General features: G+C 68.0%; 10 protein-coding genes. 3 read left to right on the top strand and 7 right to left on the bottom strand.

Annotation, left to right across the window (positions count from 1 at the left end; translation table 11 throughout):
* Positions 1-198: 198 nt before the first annotated feature.
* Entirely contained in the window at positions 199-1,479 is a 1,281-nt protein-coding gene (locus LCM32_RS10710) for an NAD(P)/FAD-dependent oxidoreductase (protein ID WP_224821061.1), read from the top strand.
* A gap of 4 nt (positions 1,480-1,483) precedes the next feature.
* On the opposite strand, the gene LCM32_RS10705 is transcribed toward LCM32_RS10710, so the two are convergent.
* Positions 1,484-2,878 carry an MFS transporter gene (locus LCM32_RS10705; protein ID WP_224821060.1) on the bottom strand — a complete coding sequence of 465 codons (1,395 nt, stop codon included), beginning with the start codon at positions 2,876-2,878 and terminating at the stop codon, positions 1,484-1,486.
* Between the two features lie 296 nt (positions 2,879-3,174).
* Positions 3,175-4,500, bottom strand: coding sequence for an NAD(P)/FAD-dependent oxidoreductase (locus tag LCM32_RS10700; protein WP_224821059.1), 1,326 nt, complete (start codon positions 4,498-4,500; stop codon positions 3,175-3,177).
* A gap of 112 nt (positions 4,501-4,612) precedes the next feature.
* Between LCM32_RS10700 and LCM32_RS10695 the strand changes: the two genes are divergently transcribed.
* Positions 4,613-5,578, top strand: a complete 966-nt coding sequence (locus LCM32_RS10695; protein ID WP_224821058.1) for a GNAT family N-acetyltransferase — start codon at positions 4,613-4,615, stop codon at positions 5,576-5,578.
* 49 nt (positions 5,579-5,627) lie between these two features.
* On the opposite strand, the gene LCM32_RS10690 is transcribed toward LCM32_RS10695, so the two are convergent.
* The 5 genes from LCM32_RS10690 to LCM32_RS10670 form a co-directional block, all read right to left on the bottom strand.
* The gene (locus tag LCM32_RS10690) at positions 5,628-6,122 is read right to left on the bottom strand and encodes an Lrp/AsnC family transcriptional regulator (RefSeq protein ID WP_224821057.1); all 495 of its coding nucleotides are present in this window, start codon (positions 6,120-6,122) and stop codon (positions 5,628-5,630) included.
* Positions 6,123-6,230: 108 nt separating this feature from the next.
* A complete protein-coding gene (locus LCM32_RS10685) occupies positions 6,231-7,868 on the bottom strand; it encodes an ABC transporter ATP-binding protein (RefSeq protein ID WP_224821056.1) in 1,638 nt (545 codons plus the stop codon).
* Entirely contained in the window at positions 7,865-8,707 is an 843-nt protein-coding gene (locus LCM32_RS10680; RefSeq protein ID WP_224821055.1) for an ABC transporter permease, read from the bottom strand. Before LCM32_RS10680 ends, LCM32_RS10685 begins: the two co-directional genes overlap by 4 nt.
* Entirely contained in the window at positions 8,704-9,660 is a 957-nt protein-coding gene (locus tag LCM32_RS10675; RefSeq protein ID WP_224821054.1) for an ABC transporter permease, read from the bottom strand. Before LCM32_RS10675 ends, LCM32_RS10680 begins: the two co-directional genes overlap by 4 nt.
* A gap of 121 nt (positions 9,661-9,781) precedes the next feature.
* Positions 9,782-11,392 carry an ABC transporter substrate-binding protein gene (locus tag LCM32_RS10670; RefSeq protein WP_224821053.1) on the bottom strand — a complete coding sequence of 537 codons (1,611 nt, stop codon included), beginning with the start codon at positions 11,390-11,392 and terminating at the stop codon, positions 9,782-9,784.
* A 396-nt stretch (positions 11,393-11,788) separates the two neighbouring features.
* On the opposite strand from LCM32_RS10670, the gene LCM32_RS10665 reads away from it, so the two are divergent.
* The gene (locus tag LCM32_RS10665) at positions 11,789-12,997 is read left to right on the top strand and encodes a M20/M25/M40 family metallo-hydrolase (RefSeq protein ID WP_224821052.1); all 1,209 of its coding nucleotides are present in this window, start codon (positions 11,789-11,791) and stop codon (positions 12,995-12,997) included.
* Positions 12,998-13,023: the final 26 nt, after the last annotated feature.

The following is a 13,023-nucleotide window of genomic DNA, read 5'->3' as shown; positions in this document are numbered from 1 at the left end:
ACCCGCTCAACTGCCGGATTTCGCGCCGTTTTCCAAAGCCGCGCCCGGGGGAGTGCCCCTTGCTGCGGCACCTTCTGTCATGGAGGACGCGACAAACGGCATAAGTCGTTGCGGCCAGTGATCTTGCACGCAATCTGCTGCGCAGGACCGGGCGTAGACTGGCCGCCAGGGCGCCTTGGGCGCGACAGGAGTGACACGATGAAAATGCATCCCTACTGGCTCGACTCGCGGCCTGCCTTCCGCGGCGCGACCCCCGGCGATCTGCCGGAAAAGGCGGACGTTGTGGTGGTGGGCGGCGGCTTTTGCGGGCTGTCCACCGCGCTTGCGGTGGCGAAGCGCGGCGGCTCGGTCCTCCTGCTGGAAGCGGGCGCCGTGGGCGAGGCCGCATCGGGCCGCAACGGCGGGCAGTGCAACAACGGTTTCGCCCATGACTACGGCAGCGTCCGGGCCGAGATCGGCGCCGCCCGGGCCGAGGCGCTCTACCGCGCCTATGACGATGCGGTGGACACGGTGGAGCGGATCGTGCGCGAGGAGGCCATCGACTGCGCCTTCGAGCGGCGCGGCAAGCTGAAGCTGGCAGGTTCCGCCGCGGCCTTCGAGAAGTTCCGCGCCTCTGCGGAGCTCTTGCAGTGCGAGGCCGACCCGGAGTGCTTCCTTGTCGAGAAGGCCGATCTTGGGTCCGAGATCGGCTCGGACGTGTTCCACGGCGGGCTGGTCTATCCCAAGAGCGCGCAGGTCCATGTCGGGCGTCTGGCGGTGGGGCTGGCCGAGGCGGCGGTGCGCCACGGGGCCGATATCCGCGAGGATGCACCCGTCACGGGCCTGACGCGGCTGGAGGGCGACCGCTACCGCGTGACGACGCCGCGCGGCAGCGTTGAGGCGGGGCAGGTGGTGCTGGCCACCGGCACCTCGCAGCAGGGGCCGCTCTTCCACTTCCGCCGCCGGATCGTTCCCATCGGCAGTTTCGTCCTCGCGACGGAGCCGCTGTCGGAGGCGCTCTGCGCCCGCATTCTGCCGCAGCGCCGCAGCACCACCGTGGCGCGGACCATCGGCAACTACTTCCGCTTCTCGCCCGACAACCGGCTGATCTTTGGCGGGCGGGCGCGGTTCGCGATCTCGAACCCGACGCAGGACCGCAAGAGCGGTGCCGTGCTGCACCGGCAGATGCTGGAGTACTTCCCCTATCTGGCCGACACGCGGATCGACTACTGCTGGGGCGGTGTGATCGACGCCACGCGCGACCGCCACCCGCGCGCCGGGCAGCATCGTGGCCTCTACTACGCGATGGGGTTCTCGGGCCACGGGGTACAGATGGCGACCCATATGGGCGGTGTGCTGGCCCGGATGCTGGAGGGCGACAGCGCGGCGAACCCCTTTGCCGCGATGGACTGGCCCGCGATCCCGGGGCATTTCGGCCCGCCGTGGTTCCTGCCGCTGGTCGGGGCCTATTACACCGTGAAGGACCGCTTCGCTGCCTGAGGCCTCAGCTGCGCAGGGCGCGGCGCGGCCGTGCGCTCGCCCCGTCCATCGGGTCGAGTTGCACGAAGATGATCTGCGCCAGCAGCGTCCAGAGCCCGAAGAAGACGAAGGCCCAGAGGAAATGCGCGGCGTCCGGCGTCTGGCCGCTGCCGCCCGAGAGGATCAGCGTCACCAGCGCCGCAAGCCCTACGCCGAAGGCCTGCCCGAGGCGCTGCAGCATCGAGCTGACGCCGGTGGCGCGGCTGATGTCACGCTGGCCGAGGTCGGCGAAGGTCAGCACGTTGAGCGCGGTGTATTGCAGCGAGCGGAACCAGCCGCCTAGGAAGAGCACCGTCATGATGACGATATGGGGCGTCTGCGGGTCGAAGAAGGCGCAGCCGATGATGCTGGCCGCGGCCAGCACGCCGTTCACCAGCAGCACGCCCCGGAAGCCCGCGATGCGCAGCACCATGGGGGCCGCGAACTTGACGCTGAGGGCGCCGATGGCCGAGGCGAAGGTCAGCCCGCCCGAGGTCAGCGCCGACCAGCCAAAGACGGATTGGAACAGGATCGGCAGCAGGAAGGGCATCGTCGCCTGCGCCGAGCGGAAGATCAGCCCGCCGATCAGCGCGATCCGGTAGGCCGGGACCTCCAGCAGGCGCAGGTCGATGATCGGGGCCTCGGCCCGGCGGGCGTGGCGGGTGTAGAGCGTCAGCAGCACCGCAGCGGCGCCGAGGTAAACGAGCGGCGGCCAGACCTCGCGTGCCGCATGGGCCAGCCGGTCAAGCCCGAGGAGCAGCGCCGCAATGCCGAGGCCGGAATAGGCAAAGCCCGTCCAGTCGAAGGGCGGCGCGCTCTCTTCGCGGAAGTCCGGCAGTTTCCACGCGGCAAGGGCAAGCAGTGCGAGGCAGACCGGGATATAGGCCCAGAAGATCGCGGGCCAGCTGGCGTAGGTGACGAGCAGCCCGGCCACCGGCGGGCCCATGACGGTGCCGGTCAGCGCGGGGATCGTGACCCATGTCATCGCCTGCACCAGCTGCTCGCGCGAGGTGACCTTCAGCAGCACCAGCCGCGAGACCGGGATCAGCATCGCCCCGCCCACACCCTGCAACGCGCGGAAGCTGACCAGCATCTCGAGGTTGACCGAAAGGGCGCAGCCGACGGTGGCCAGCATGTAGACCACGAGGGCGGCAAAGAAGACCGGCCGCGCGCCGAAGCGGTCGGCGAGCCAGCCGCTCATCGGCATGAAGACGGCGAGGGTGAGGTATTCTGCCGTGACCGCGATGGAGAGGCGGAGTGGTGCAATCCCGAAATCCTGCGCGATGGACGGCAGCGCCGTGCCAAGCGTCGTCTGCGACAGCGCGTTGATGAACATGGCGCAGGAGACGATGAGGGCGATGGAGATCTGGTGGCGCGTCACGCGGGCGCTTTCGGCTGTGAGGGATCACGGATGACTATTGTGCGATCCGGGTAAATGTCAATTAGATGTTGATAGCATCTTTTTTGCATGCGCCTGACCGGGGGCTTCGGCGTGGCTGATGGGGCCGCCGATCCCGGTGCCGATGTGGGACGATCCGGCCAGGGTGGGTCGCCTGCAGGTGTGGTAAATCAAATGGTTATGCAGGTATGTTCGGGCTGTGCCTTCACCCTTTCCCGGTCCGGCGGCCCAACGGCCCCAGGGGTTCGGTCCCCGGCGCCCCGGGGCCTCCCATCCGCTCAGAACTCCGCGACTTTCTGCCAGCCGAACCCTGCAAAGCGGGACAGCGCGTAATGCGCTGGATCCTCGTAGGAGGCAGCACCCGTGACCATATCCGCGATCAGCAGTCCCGCGCCGGGGCCGATGCCGAACCCGTGGCCGCTGAAGCCCGCGGCGAGGAAGAACCCGGGCAGCCGGGGGATCTCGCCGATGACAGGGACGCCGTCGGGCGTGCTGTCGATATAGCCGGCCCAGCTGGCCTCGATGCGGGTCTTGGAGAGCTCCGGCAACAGCACCTGCGCGCGGCGCAGAGTTTCCTCGATGACGGCGCGGTTCGGTTTCGGGTCGAGGATGCGGGTGCGTTCCATCGGCGTGGGCCGGTCGAGCGCCCACCCGGTCAGCCGCTCGTGCCCGGCGCGGAAGGCCTGCATCCCGCCCGGGGAGAGGTTGCGCCGGCGCCGCCAGAACATCGGCAGGTAATGCCGGGCATGGCGCAGCTGCTGCAGGGTGGGGTCAAGCTGGGCCTTGCCGCTGATCGCCAGCGTGTAGCCGCCGCTGCTGCGCTGCGTGACCGACACCTGCGAGGTGTGCAGCGCCGGTGGCAGCCCCTCGGCGCCCGCGGTGACCGAGAGGATCGAGCTGCGGGTGGCGGCCTGCGGGAAGCTGATGCCGAGCGTGCGGCAGAAGGACGAGGCCCAGGCCCCGCCCGCCATGACCACCCGGTCACAGGCGATGGTGCCCTTTTCGGTGATCACGCCGCTGACGCGTCCGGCGGCCGTCTCGATCCCGCGGGCGGCGCAGCCCTGCACCACATGGCCGCCATAGTGCAGCACGCCCTGCGCGATGGCCGGCACGGCAAGCGAGGGATCGGCGATCCCGTCGTCGGGGGAATAGACGCCGCCCTTCCAGCCCCGGCCGGTGGCCTCGCCGCGCCGGGCGGCTTCCTCCGCGCCGAAGGCGTGGGAGCGCACGCCGCGGGTCTTGGCGAAGTCGCACCAGTTGGCCCATCCCTCGATCTCGCTCTCGCTGTCGGAAAGGTAGGTCAGCCCGCAGCGGCGGAAGCCGGTGTCGATCCCGGTCTCCTGCTTCATGGCATCCCAGAGCTCGAGGCTCTTGGTCGCCATGGGCAGTTCGCGCGCGTCGCGGTTCTGCTGACGGCACCAGCCCCAGTTGCGGCTCGACTGTTCGGCGCCGACGAGGCCCTTTTCCAGCAGGGTTACCGAAACGCCGCGCTGCGCGAGGTAATAGGCGGTGCAGATGCCGACGATGCCGCCGCCGATCACCACCACATCGGAACGGGCGGGCAGGTCGGGCGAAGTGTCGATCCGGGTCAGGGGGGCGGGCATGGTCGGGTCCTGTCTTGCACGGCAATCGACGCCCTTTTGCCACGATCCGCACAGGGCGAGGATGCGGCGCAGAGGGGGTTTTTGCTATTATCTGCCGTATTGCCATCGGCCAGTGCTGTTCCGTACCAGCCGGCTGCGGCTATGGTGGCAGAGCCCGGGCAGCCATGAGGCCAAGCAAGACCCCGGCGCGACAAGAGGACAGACCATGTGCGCAGAGGCCACCAAGCTGATCGAGACCTTCGAGCTGACGCCGAAGCGGCTTGAGGACGCCGACCTGCCGCTGCTGCACGAACTGTCGGTCGGGGTGCGGTGGCCGCACCGGGCCGAGGACCTGCGCCTGCTGATGGAGATGGGCGAGGGGCTGATCGCCTGCGATCCCATCGGGCGCATCGTCGGTTCGGCCATGTGGTTCCCCATGGGGACTTTCGCGAACATCGGCATGGTGATCACCTCGCCCAAGCTGCAGGCCCGCGGTACCGGCCAATGGCTGGTGGAACAGGCGATTGCCGCCTGCGGGCTGGAAAGCTACCGGCTGAATGCCACCCGGGCGGCCTACAGGCTTTATATCTCGATGGGCTTCGAACCGGTGGCGACCGTGCACCAGCGGCAGGGCATCGTCACCGCGCCGCCCGCCGTCGCACCCGTGCAGGGGCAGGTGCGCCCTGCGGGGGCGGAGGACCTCGCCGCCATCATCGCGCTGGATACGGCCGCGAACGGTGCGCCGCGGGCAGAGCTGATGGCACGTCTCATGGAGCTTGGTCCCGCGCTGGTGCTGGAGACGGCAGGCGAGGTGATTGGCGCGGCCTTCCGCCGCCGGGCCGGGCGCGGGCAGGTCATCGGCCCCGTCATCGCACCGGACGAGGATGCTGCCATGGCGCTGACCGCGCCGCATCTTGCCGCGCTGGAGGGGCGGTTTGCCCGGCTGGACACGATGCGGACCGGCGCCCGTTTCATCGACCTGCTGGAAGGCAGTGGCCTCGCACCCTTCGACACGGTCACGCATATGACGCTGGGGCCGGTGGTGCCGCGGTCCGGGGCGGTGCAGCACTGGGGCCTCGTGAACCAGCCGCTGGGATGACCCTCGGGGCGTCCGAACGAGGCCGGGTGATCCGGCAAAGGGAACGGGGCTACTCGCCCTCGTCCTCGAACAGCAGCTTCAGCGGCACCTCGCCATGTTCGATGGGCGATTTCACCACCACATAGCTGAAGTACTTGGCGATCCCGATGTTCTCTTCCTGCAGCGTCTCCATCATGTCCTGATAGTGCGACAGCTCTCGCACCACCAGTTTCACGAGGTAGTCGAAGCCGCCGCTGATCAGGTGGCATTCCACCACCTCGGGGCGCCGCCGCAGCCCGGCCTCGAAGCGCTGGAAATTCGCGCTGCGGTGCTGGGTCAGGGTCACTTCGAGGAAGATCGTGATCGAGGGACCCAGCTTGCGCAGGTCGATCTGGGCGCCGTAGCCGGTGATGATGCCGCTGCTCTGGAGGCGCTTGACCCGCAGCAGGCAGGGTGAGGGCGAGAGGCCCACCGCATCGGCCAGCTGGGCATTGGTCATCCGGCCGTTGCGCTGCAATTCGGCGAGGATGTTCATGTCAATGCGATCGAGCCTGGGAGAGGGCATCGGATGTCCTTTGTCTTCGACTGTCCTAGACCGCGCGGCGGGCCGGTGCAATCGCATGGCGCGGCGCCGTTGCGATCTCGCAGTGTCGCAGGGCGGCGCGGGCCCCGGTCACACCCCGCGCTCCAGCACCTCGGGCAGGCTGTCGAGCCAGCCGGGATCGAGCTGCGGCAGCGAGGAGACGAGGAGCCGCGTGTAGGGATGCCGCTCGGGCGCGTCCATCTGGGCCGGTGCGAAGCGATCCACCGCTTCGCCCGCGTACATCACCATGACCTCGTCGCAGAAGGCCCGCACGGTCGAGATGTCGTGGCTGATGAAGAGGTAGGATAGGCCAAGCTCGCGCTGAAGCTCTGCCAGCAGGTCCAGAACGGCCGCCGCCACCACCGTGTCGAGGGCCGAGGTGATCTCGTCGCAGAGGATCACCTCAGGCTCGGCGGCGAGGGCGCGGGCGAAGTTCACCCGCTGTTTCTGCCCGCCGGAGAGTTCCGTCGGATAGCGCTGCGCGAAGTCCCGGGGCAGGCGCACCATGTCCAGGAGCTCCGCCACCCTGTCGGCGCGTTTGCGACCGCGCATCCCGTGGAAGAAGGTCAGCGGCCGCCCGAGGATGTCGCCGATCTGTGTCGCGGGGTTCAGCGCCGTATCCGCCAGCTGGAACACGATCTGGAGCCGCCGCAACTCCTCCTTCGACCGGGCCCTCGCCTCGGCCGGGAGGGGCGCGCCGGAGAGGATCACCTGCCCGTCGCTGGCGGGCAGCAGGCCTGCGAGGGTGCGGGCCAGCGTGGACTTGCCGCAACCGGATTCCCCGATCACTCCCAGCGAGGCACCGCGCGGCAGGCGGAAGCTCACGTCGCGCACGGCGGGGATGAACCCCTTGCCCTTGCCATAGCCCGACAGGATGTTGCGCCCCTCCAGAACAATGGTCTGCTCCTGCGGGGCCACGGCGGCGGGCCGGGCACGGGGGCGCGGCGCGAAGGCCGCCAGCAGGTCGCGGGTATAGGGGTGCTGCGCGTTGGTCAGGATCTCGGCGGTGGTGCCCTGTTCCTGCACCTCGCCGTTCTTCAGCACCGTGATCCGGTCGGCGATCTGGGCCACCACGGCAAGGTCGTGGCTGACGTAGATGCCCGTCATGCCCTTGTCGCGCATCAGCCGCTTGAAGGCGCGCAGCACGCCGATCTGCGTCGTCACGTCGAGCGCGGTGGTTGGCTCGTCGAAGATCACCAGCATCGGGTCGCCGATCACCGCCATGGCCGCGGCAAGGCGCTGAAGCTGCCCGCCGGAGACCTGATGCGGATAGCGATCGCCGATGGTTTCGGGCGACGGCAGGCCGAGGTCGCGGAACAGCTCCACCGCGCGGGCCCGCGCCGCGGCCCGGTCGAGCGTGTGGTGGATGAGCGCGATTTCAATGACTTGGTCGATGATCCTCAGGGACGGGTTGAAGGCCGCCGCCGCGCTCTGCGCCACGTAGGAGACAGAGCGCCCGCGCAGCGCGGCGCGCTCGGCCTCGCTCAGCCGGGCCATATCCTTGCCGTTGACCACCATCCGCCCCGAGACGAAGTGGCAGCCGGTGCGGAAGTGCCCCAGCAGGCCAAGCGCGATGGTCGTCTTGCCCGAGCCGCTTTCACCGATCAGGGCCTCGATCTCGCCGGGGGCCACAGTGATAGAGACACCGTTGATGATGCCGAAGCTGCGGCCGCTGTCGGTTTCGGCGGCGATGTGCAGGTCGTCGATCTGGACAAGCGGGGCGGTCATTGCGGGCTCCTGTCGCGGATGCGTCGGGGCAGGTTGTCGATCAGCATGTTGATGGCAAGGGTCAGGCTGGCGATGGCGATGCAGGGGAAGACGACCGCCGCCGCGCCATAGCTGAGGCCGATCATGTTCTCGCGGACAAGGCCGCCCCAGTCGGCGGCGGGTGGCTGTACGCCCAGGCCCAGGAACGACAGGCCCGAGAGCAGCAGCACGATCTTGACGAAGGTCAGCCCCATGTCGGCCAGTACCGGCCCGATGATGTTGGGCAGCACCTCGGAGCGGATGAGGTAGACGATGCCTTCGCCGCGTGCCCTGGCCGCGACGACGAAGTCCATCGCGCCCACGTTCACCGCCATAGAGCGCGAGAAGCGGTAGCAGCTGGGGGCGAAGATCACCGCGACCGAGAGGATCAGCACCGGGATGGAGGAGCCGCCGGCCGCCACGATCACGAGGGCCAGCAGCAGGTTCGGGATGCCCACGAAGGCGTCGATGCAGCGCGAGAGGACCTGATCGAAGAGCCCGCCGATGGTGCCCGCGATCATGCCGAAGGCCACGCCCACGACCCCTGCCAGCACCGTGCCTGCCAGCGAGATGCCGATGGTCAGACGGGCGCCCATGAGGATGCGGGAATACATGTCGCGGCCCATGTAGTCGCTGCCCAGCCAGTTCAGCGATGAGACCGGCGAGAAGTAATCGTAATCCACGATCTCGCCGATGGGATAGCGGATCAGCCAGGGCGCCAGCAGCGCGACCGTCCCCCAGAACAGGATCACGGCGAAACAGGCGGCGGTCAGCGGCGAGACGATCCAGCCACGGCGGTGGAAGAAGGCAAGGGCGGTCATCGGTCGGTCAGCCTCGGGTTGGAGAGAATGGCGATGATGTCCGCCGCGGTGATCAGGATCAGGTAGAAGCCGGTGAAGAGCATGGCGCAGGTCTGGATCAGCGGCATGTCCCGGCTGGTGACCGCGTCCACCATCAGCTTGGCAAGGCCGGGGTAGTTGAAGATCGTCTCGATGATGATCACGCCCCCCAGCAGCGACGACATGGAGAGCGCGATGGAGTTCACGATCGGGGCCACGGCATTGGGCAGCGCATGGCGGAACACCAGCCGCCAGCGGCGGGCGCCCTTGAGGGTGGCGTTCTCGATGTAGGAGGTCTTGAGCGTGTCGATCACCGCCGCGCGGCTGAGCCGGATCATCTGCGAACAGCTCGACAGGACGAGGACGCCGACCGGCATCGCATAGGCGCGCAGCACCTCCCAGATGCTGTCCGCATCGGGCGAGAAGGAGAGCGCGGGCAGCCAGCGGAGCCAGACCGCGAAGATGATGACGGTGACGGTGGCGATGACGAATTCGGGGATCGAGATCAGCAGCACCGCCATGGCCGAGGCCGCCCGGTCGAACCACGACCCGCGATAGACGGCCGCGAGGATGCCGAGGGAGAGCGCGAAGGGGATCGTCAGTGCCATGGTGATCGCGGCGAGGGTGACCGAGTTCGGCAGCCTCTCGCGGATCAGGTCGGCAATCGGGCGCTGCGAGACCAGCGACATGCCGAGGTCGCCCTGAAGGAAACCGGTCATCCACGAGACATAGCGTTGCAGCGGCGAGCCATCGAGGCCCAGCGTCTCGCGCAGGGCGGCGGCCGCCTCGGGGGTGACGGCCTGCCCGAGGAGGTCTTCGGCAAGGTCAGAGGGCAGGAGGCCGGTGATCAGGAAGACCGCGACGGAGACGAAGAGCAGCGTGAGGAGCGAAATCGCGATCCTCTGCAAGATCAGTTTGACGGCTAGGCTGTGCATTGGCCCTCGGCTGGGGATGGGGCATGCGCCGGGCGGCGCGGGACGGAACGCGAAATGCGGGCGCGGTGAGGGGCGCAGCCCGCAGGCGGCGGGACCGGCGCAGGGCCGGTCCCGCGACGGATCAGGCTTTCAGCCAGACCGTTTCGGCGAAGTCATAGCCCTGCAGCAGCCCGAGGGGATGCGGCTGGATGCCCATGACCTTGTCCGACATGGCATCGACCGAGGAGAGGTAGGCGGGGATGATCGTGCCGGCCTTCTCGGCGATCATGCGCTGCATGGAGCCGTAGATCTCCTTGCGCTTGGCCTCGTCCAGTTCGACCCGGGCCTCGGCGGCCATCTTGTCGAAGCTCTCGTTGTAGAACTTGCTCTCGTTCCACTTCGCATCCGAGGTGTAGAGCAGCGAGAACAGGATATCGGCGGTGGGACGGGCGTTGATGTTGCCCCAGTGGATCGGCGCCTTGAGCCAGTAGGTCGACCAGTAGCCGTCCCGCGGCACGCGCTGGACGTCGAGGGTGATGCCCGCCTTCTGCGCGTCCTGCTGGATGATCGTCGACATGTCGACCGAGTATTTTGCCGCTTCCGAGGCGATGACGGGGATCTTGGCCCCGGCCATCCCGGCCTTCTCGAAGTGGAACTTCGCCTTCTCGGGATCGAACTCGGGCGCCACGACCTCTTCGTTGAAGTAGTGGTTGGCGCGTTGGACCGGCTGGTCGTTGTGCAGGTCGCCATAGCCGCGCAGCACGGCGCGGTTGATGACCTCGCGGTTGATCAGGTGCTTCATGCCCTGCACGAAGTCGAACTGCACGCCGGGCTCTTCGTCGAGGCGGATGTTCAGGTTGGAGTAGGAGCCGCCGGGGGTGATCATCAGCTTGAGGCTGTCCTCGGCCTCGATCAGCCGGGCGGAACGTTGGTCCATCGAGCCGATCAGCTGCACGTCGCCCGAGATCAGCGCATTGGCGCGGGCGCCGCGATCCTCGATGCCGAAGAGCTCGATCGAGTCGAGGTAGCCGCCTTCGCGCCAGTAGTTCGGGTTCTTCACCGCGACGGAACGGATGCCCGGCTCGAAGACTTCGCAGATATAGGGGCCGGTGCCGTTGGCGGTGGTGAAATCGGTGGTGCCATCCGCGATGATGCAGAAATGGTAGGTGGCCAGAACGGCGGGCAGGTCGGCGTTGCCGGCCTCCAGTTCGATCGTCACCTCCATCGGGCCGGTCTTGGTGATCGAGGTCATCTGCGCGGCAAGCGCATTGGCCTGCGAGCCCACCGCCGGGTCGATGTGGCGGTTCAGCGAATAGACCACGTCGTCGGCGGTCAGCGCCTTCCCGTCATGGAAAGTGACGCCCTCGCGGACCTTGATCACCCAGGTCTTGGCATCGTCGCTTTCGAGGCTCTCGGCCAGTTCCATGCGGGGGGCGAGGTTGAAGTCGAGCGAGACCAGCTTGTTGTAGAAGGTCGTCAGGCGCAGGTAATCCGCCTGCTGACGGGCGCGGGCCGGGTCGAGCGTGTCGCCGGTGGAGGTGGAGCCGATGGCCACCCGCAGCGCGCCGCCGGTCTGGGGCGTTTCGGCAAAGGCCCGGCTGGCGCTTGCCGCCAGCGATCCGGCGGCAGAGAGCGCCAGCCCGGAGGCGGCGAACATGCGCAGCAGGTCACGGCGGGTGGCGCCACGGCGCAGGGCGCTCTCGACCATCAGGTCGTCGGTGGAACGCCAGCCCTTGGGTTTCATCTCGGTCATGGGGAACTCCTGTCGGTGTCTGAGCGGTCGTTGCCGCGCGGGTTCTTGTTCTTCGTGCTCAAAGCCTAGACAGGGCGGATCCGGCATCCCGGCGGAATTTGCCGGGTGTCGCGGTATAATCTGCGGTTTTGAGGGGTCGAGATGATCGTTATGCCCCGGCGCCGGCCCTGCCGCGCCTTCGCAGGATCGGGCGTTTCCCGGGCTTCGCGACGCGCGCAGGCCTTGTTTTCAAGGCGTGGGCGCTCGACAGGCCGCAGCGCACCGCCTCCCGCGGCAATATGGCAGATTCTGCCGTCAGCCGGGGTCACTTCGCCCGGGGCTGCCACGGGGCGGCCTCTTCCAACCCGCGCGGCAGAGGTCTATGGCGTATAGTCGAGCGCAAACAGGAAGGACCCCATGAGCGATACCATTTCCCAGATCCTCGAGACCCCGGCCATCAAGGAGGCGCTCGCGCACCTGCGTGCGAACCACGACCGCATGGTCGAGGAGATCATCACCCTGACCGAAATCCCGGCGCCGCCCTTCAAGGAAGAGCTCAAGGCCGCGGCCTACAAGGAGATGATGGCCGAGACCGGGCTGGAGGACGTCCAGATCGACGGCATCGGCAATGTCACCGGCATCTATCGCGGCACCGGCAACGGCAACCTCGTCGCGGTGGCGGCGCATCTCGATACCGTCTTCCCGGAGGGCACCGACGTGACGGTGCGCCGCGAGGGGACCAAGCTCTTCGCCCCGGGCGTGGGCGATGACACCCGTGGCCTTGCGGTGAACCTTGCGATCATGCGCGCGCTCAAGGCGGCGGGCGTGAAGACCCGCGCCGACATCCTCTTTGTCGGCAACGTGGGCGAGGAAGGCATCGGCGACCTGCGCGGCGTGCGCTACCTCTTCGAACAGAACGCCTATGGCCCCAAGATCGAGAGCTTCGTCACCGTTGACGGGCTGGAGAGCGAACAGCTCACCGGCGAGGCCGTGGGCTCCTACCGCTACCGCGTGACCTTCAAGGGGCCGGGCGGCCACTCCTATGGCCAGTTCGGCACCGTGAACCCGGCCAATGCGCTTGCAGAGTTCGGGGCAGGCATGGCCAAGCTGACCGTTCCGGCAGAGCCCAAGACCACCTTCAACCTCTCGATCCTCGGCGGCGGCACCTCGATCAACGCGATCCCCGAAGAGGTCTTTGTGGATATCGACCTGCGCTCGGTCAGCCAGGTGGAGCTGGACAAGCTCGACACCCAGATGAAGACCCTGATGGCCGAGGCCGTGGCCGCCGAGAATGCGCGCAACAGCACGCAGTTCGGCGAGATCTCCACCTCGCTGAAGCAGCTTGGCAACCGGCCTGCGGGCAAGACCGCCGATGACGCGCGCATCGTGGCGGAAACCACCGCCGCCGTGGCCGCCTTCGGCTTTGCGCCCAAGTGGTCGCCGTCCTCGACCGATGCCAACATCCCGATCAGCCGCGGCATCCCCGCGATCAAGATCGGCTCGGGCGGCAGCGGCGGGCGGGCGCATTCGCTCGACGAATGGATCGACACCGAGCCGGAGCTGAGCCTGCGCGGCATGTCCGCCGTGCTCGTCTCAATCGTCGCGGCCGCCGGTCTGGCGGAGTAAGCGCAGCGCCTCCGGGCGTCCGACAG

Origin of the sequence: Pseudooceanicola nanhaiensis (genome assembly GCF_020171315.1) — a bacterium.
Classification (GTDB): Bacteria; Pseudomonadota; Alphaproteobacteria; order Rhodobacterales; family Rhodobacteraceae; genus Pseudooceanicola; species Pseudooceanicola nanhaiensis_A.
This window is presented reverse-complemented; position numbering and strand designations above follow the sequence as displayed.

Bases quoted from the DNA above. Each gene is read 5' to 3' on its own strand.
- LCM32_RS10675 (WP_224821054.1), bottom strand. From the start codon at position 9,660: ATGCACAGCCTAGCCGTCAAACTGATCTTGCAGAGGATCGCGATTTCG.
- LCM32_RS10690 (WP_224821057.1), bottom strand. From the start codon at position 6,122: ATGCCCTCTCCCAGGCTCGATCGCATTGACATGAACATCCTCGCCGAA.
- LCM32_RS10680 (WP_224821055.1), bottom strand. From the start codon at position 8,707: ATGACCGCCCTTGCCTTCTTCCACCGCCGTGGCTGGATCGTCTCGCCG.
- LCM32_RS10700 (WP_224821059.1), bottom strand. From the start codon at position 4,500: ATGCCCGCCCCCCTGACCCGGATCGACACTTCGCCCGACCTGCCCGCC.
- LCM32_RS10670 (WP_224821053.1), bottom strand. From the start codon at position 11,392: ATGACCGAGATGAAACCCAAGGGCTGGCGTTCCACCGACGACCTGATG.
- LCM32_RS10685 (WP_224821056.1), bottom strand. From the start codon at position 7,868: ATGACCGCCCCGCTTGTCCAGATCGACGACCTGCACATCGCCGCCGAA.
- LCM32_RS10665 (WP_224821052.1), top strand. From the start codon at position 11,789: ATGAGCGATACCATTTCCCAGATCCTCGAGACCCCGGCCATCAAGGAG.
- LCM32_RS10710 (WP_224821061.1), top strand. From the start codon at position 199: ATGAAAATGCATCCCTACTGGCTCGACTCGCGGCCTGCCTTCCGCGGC.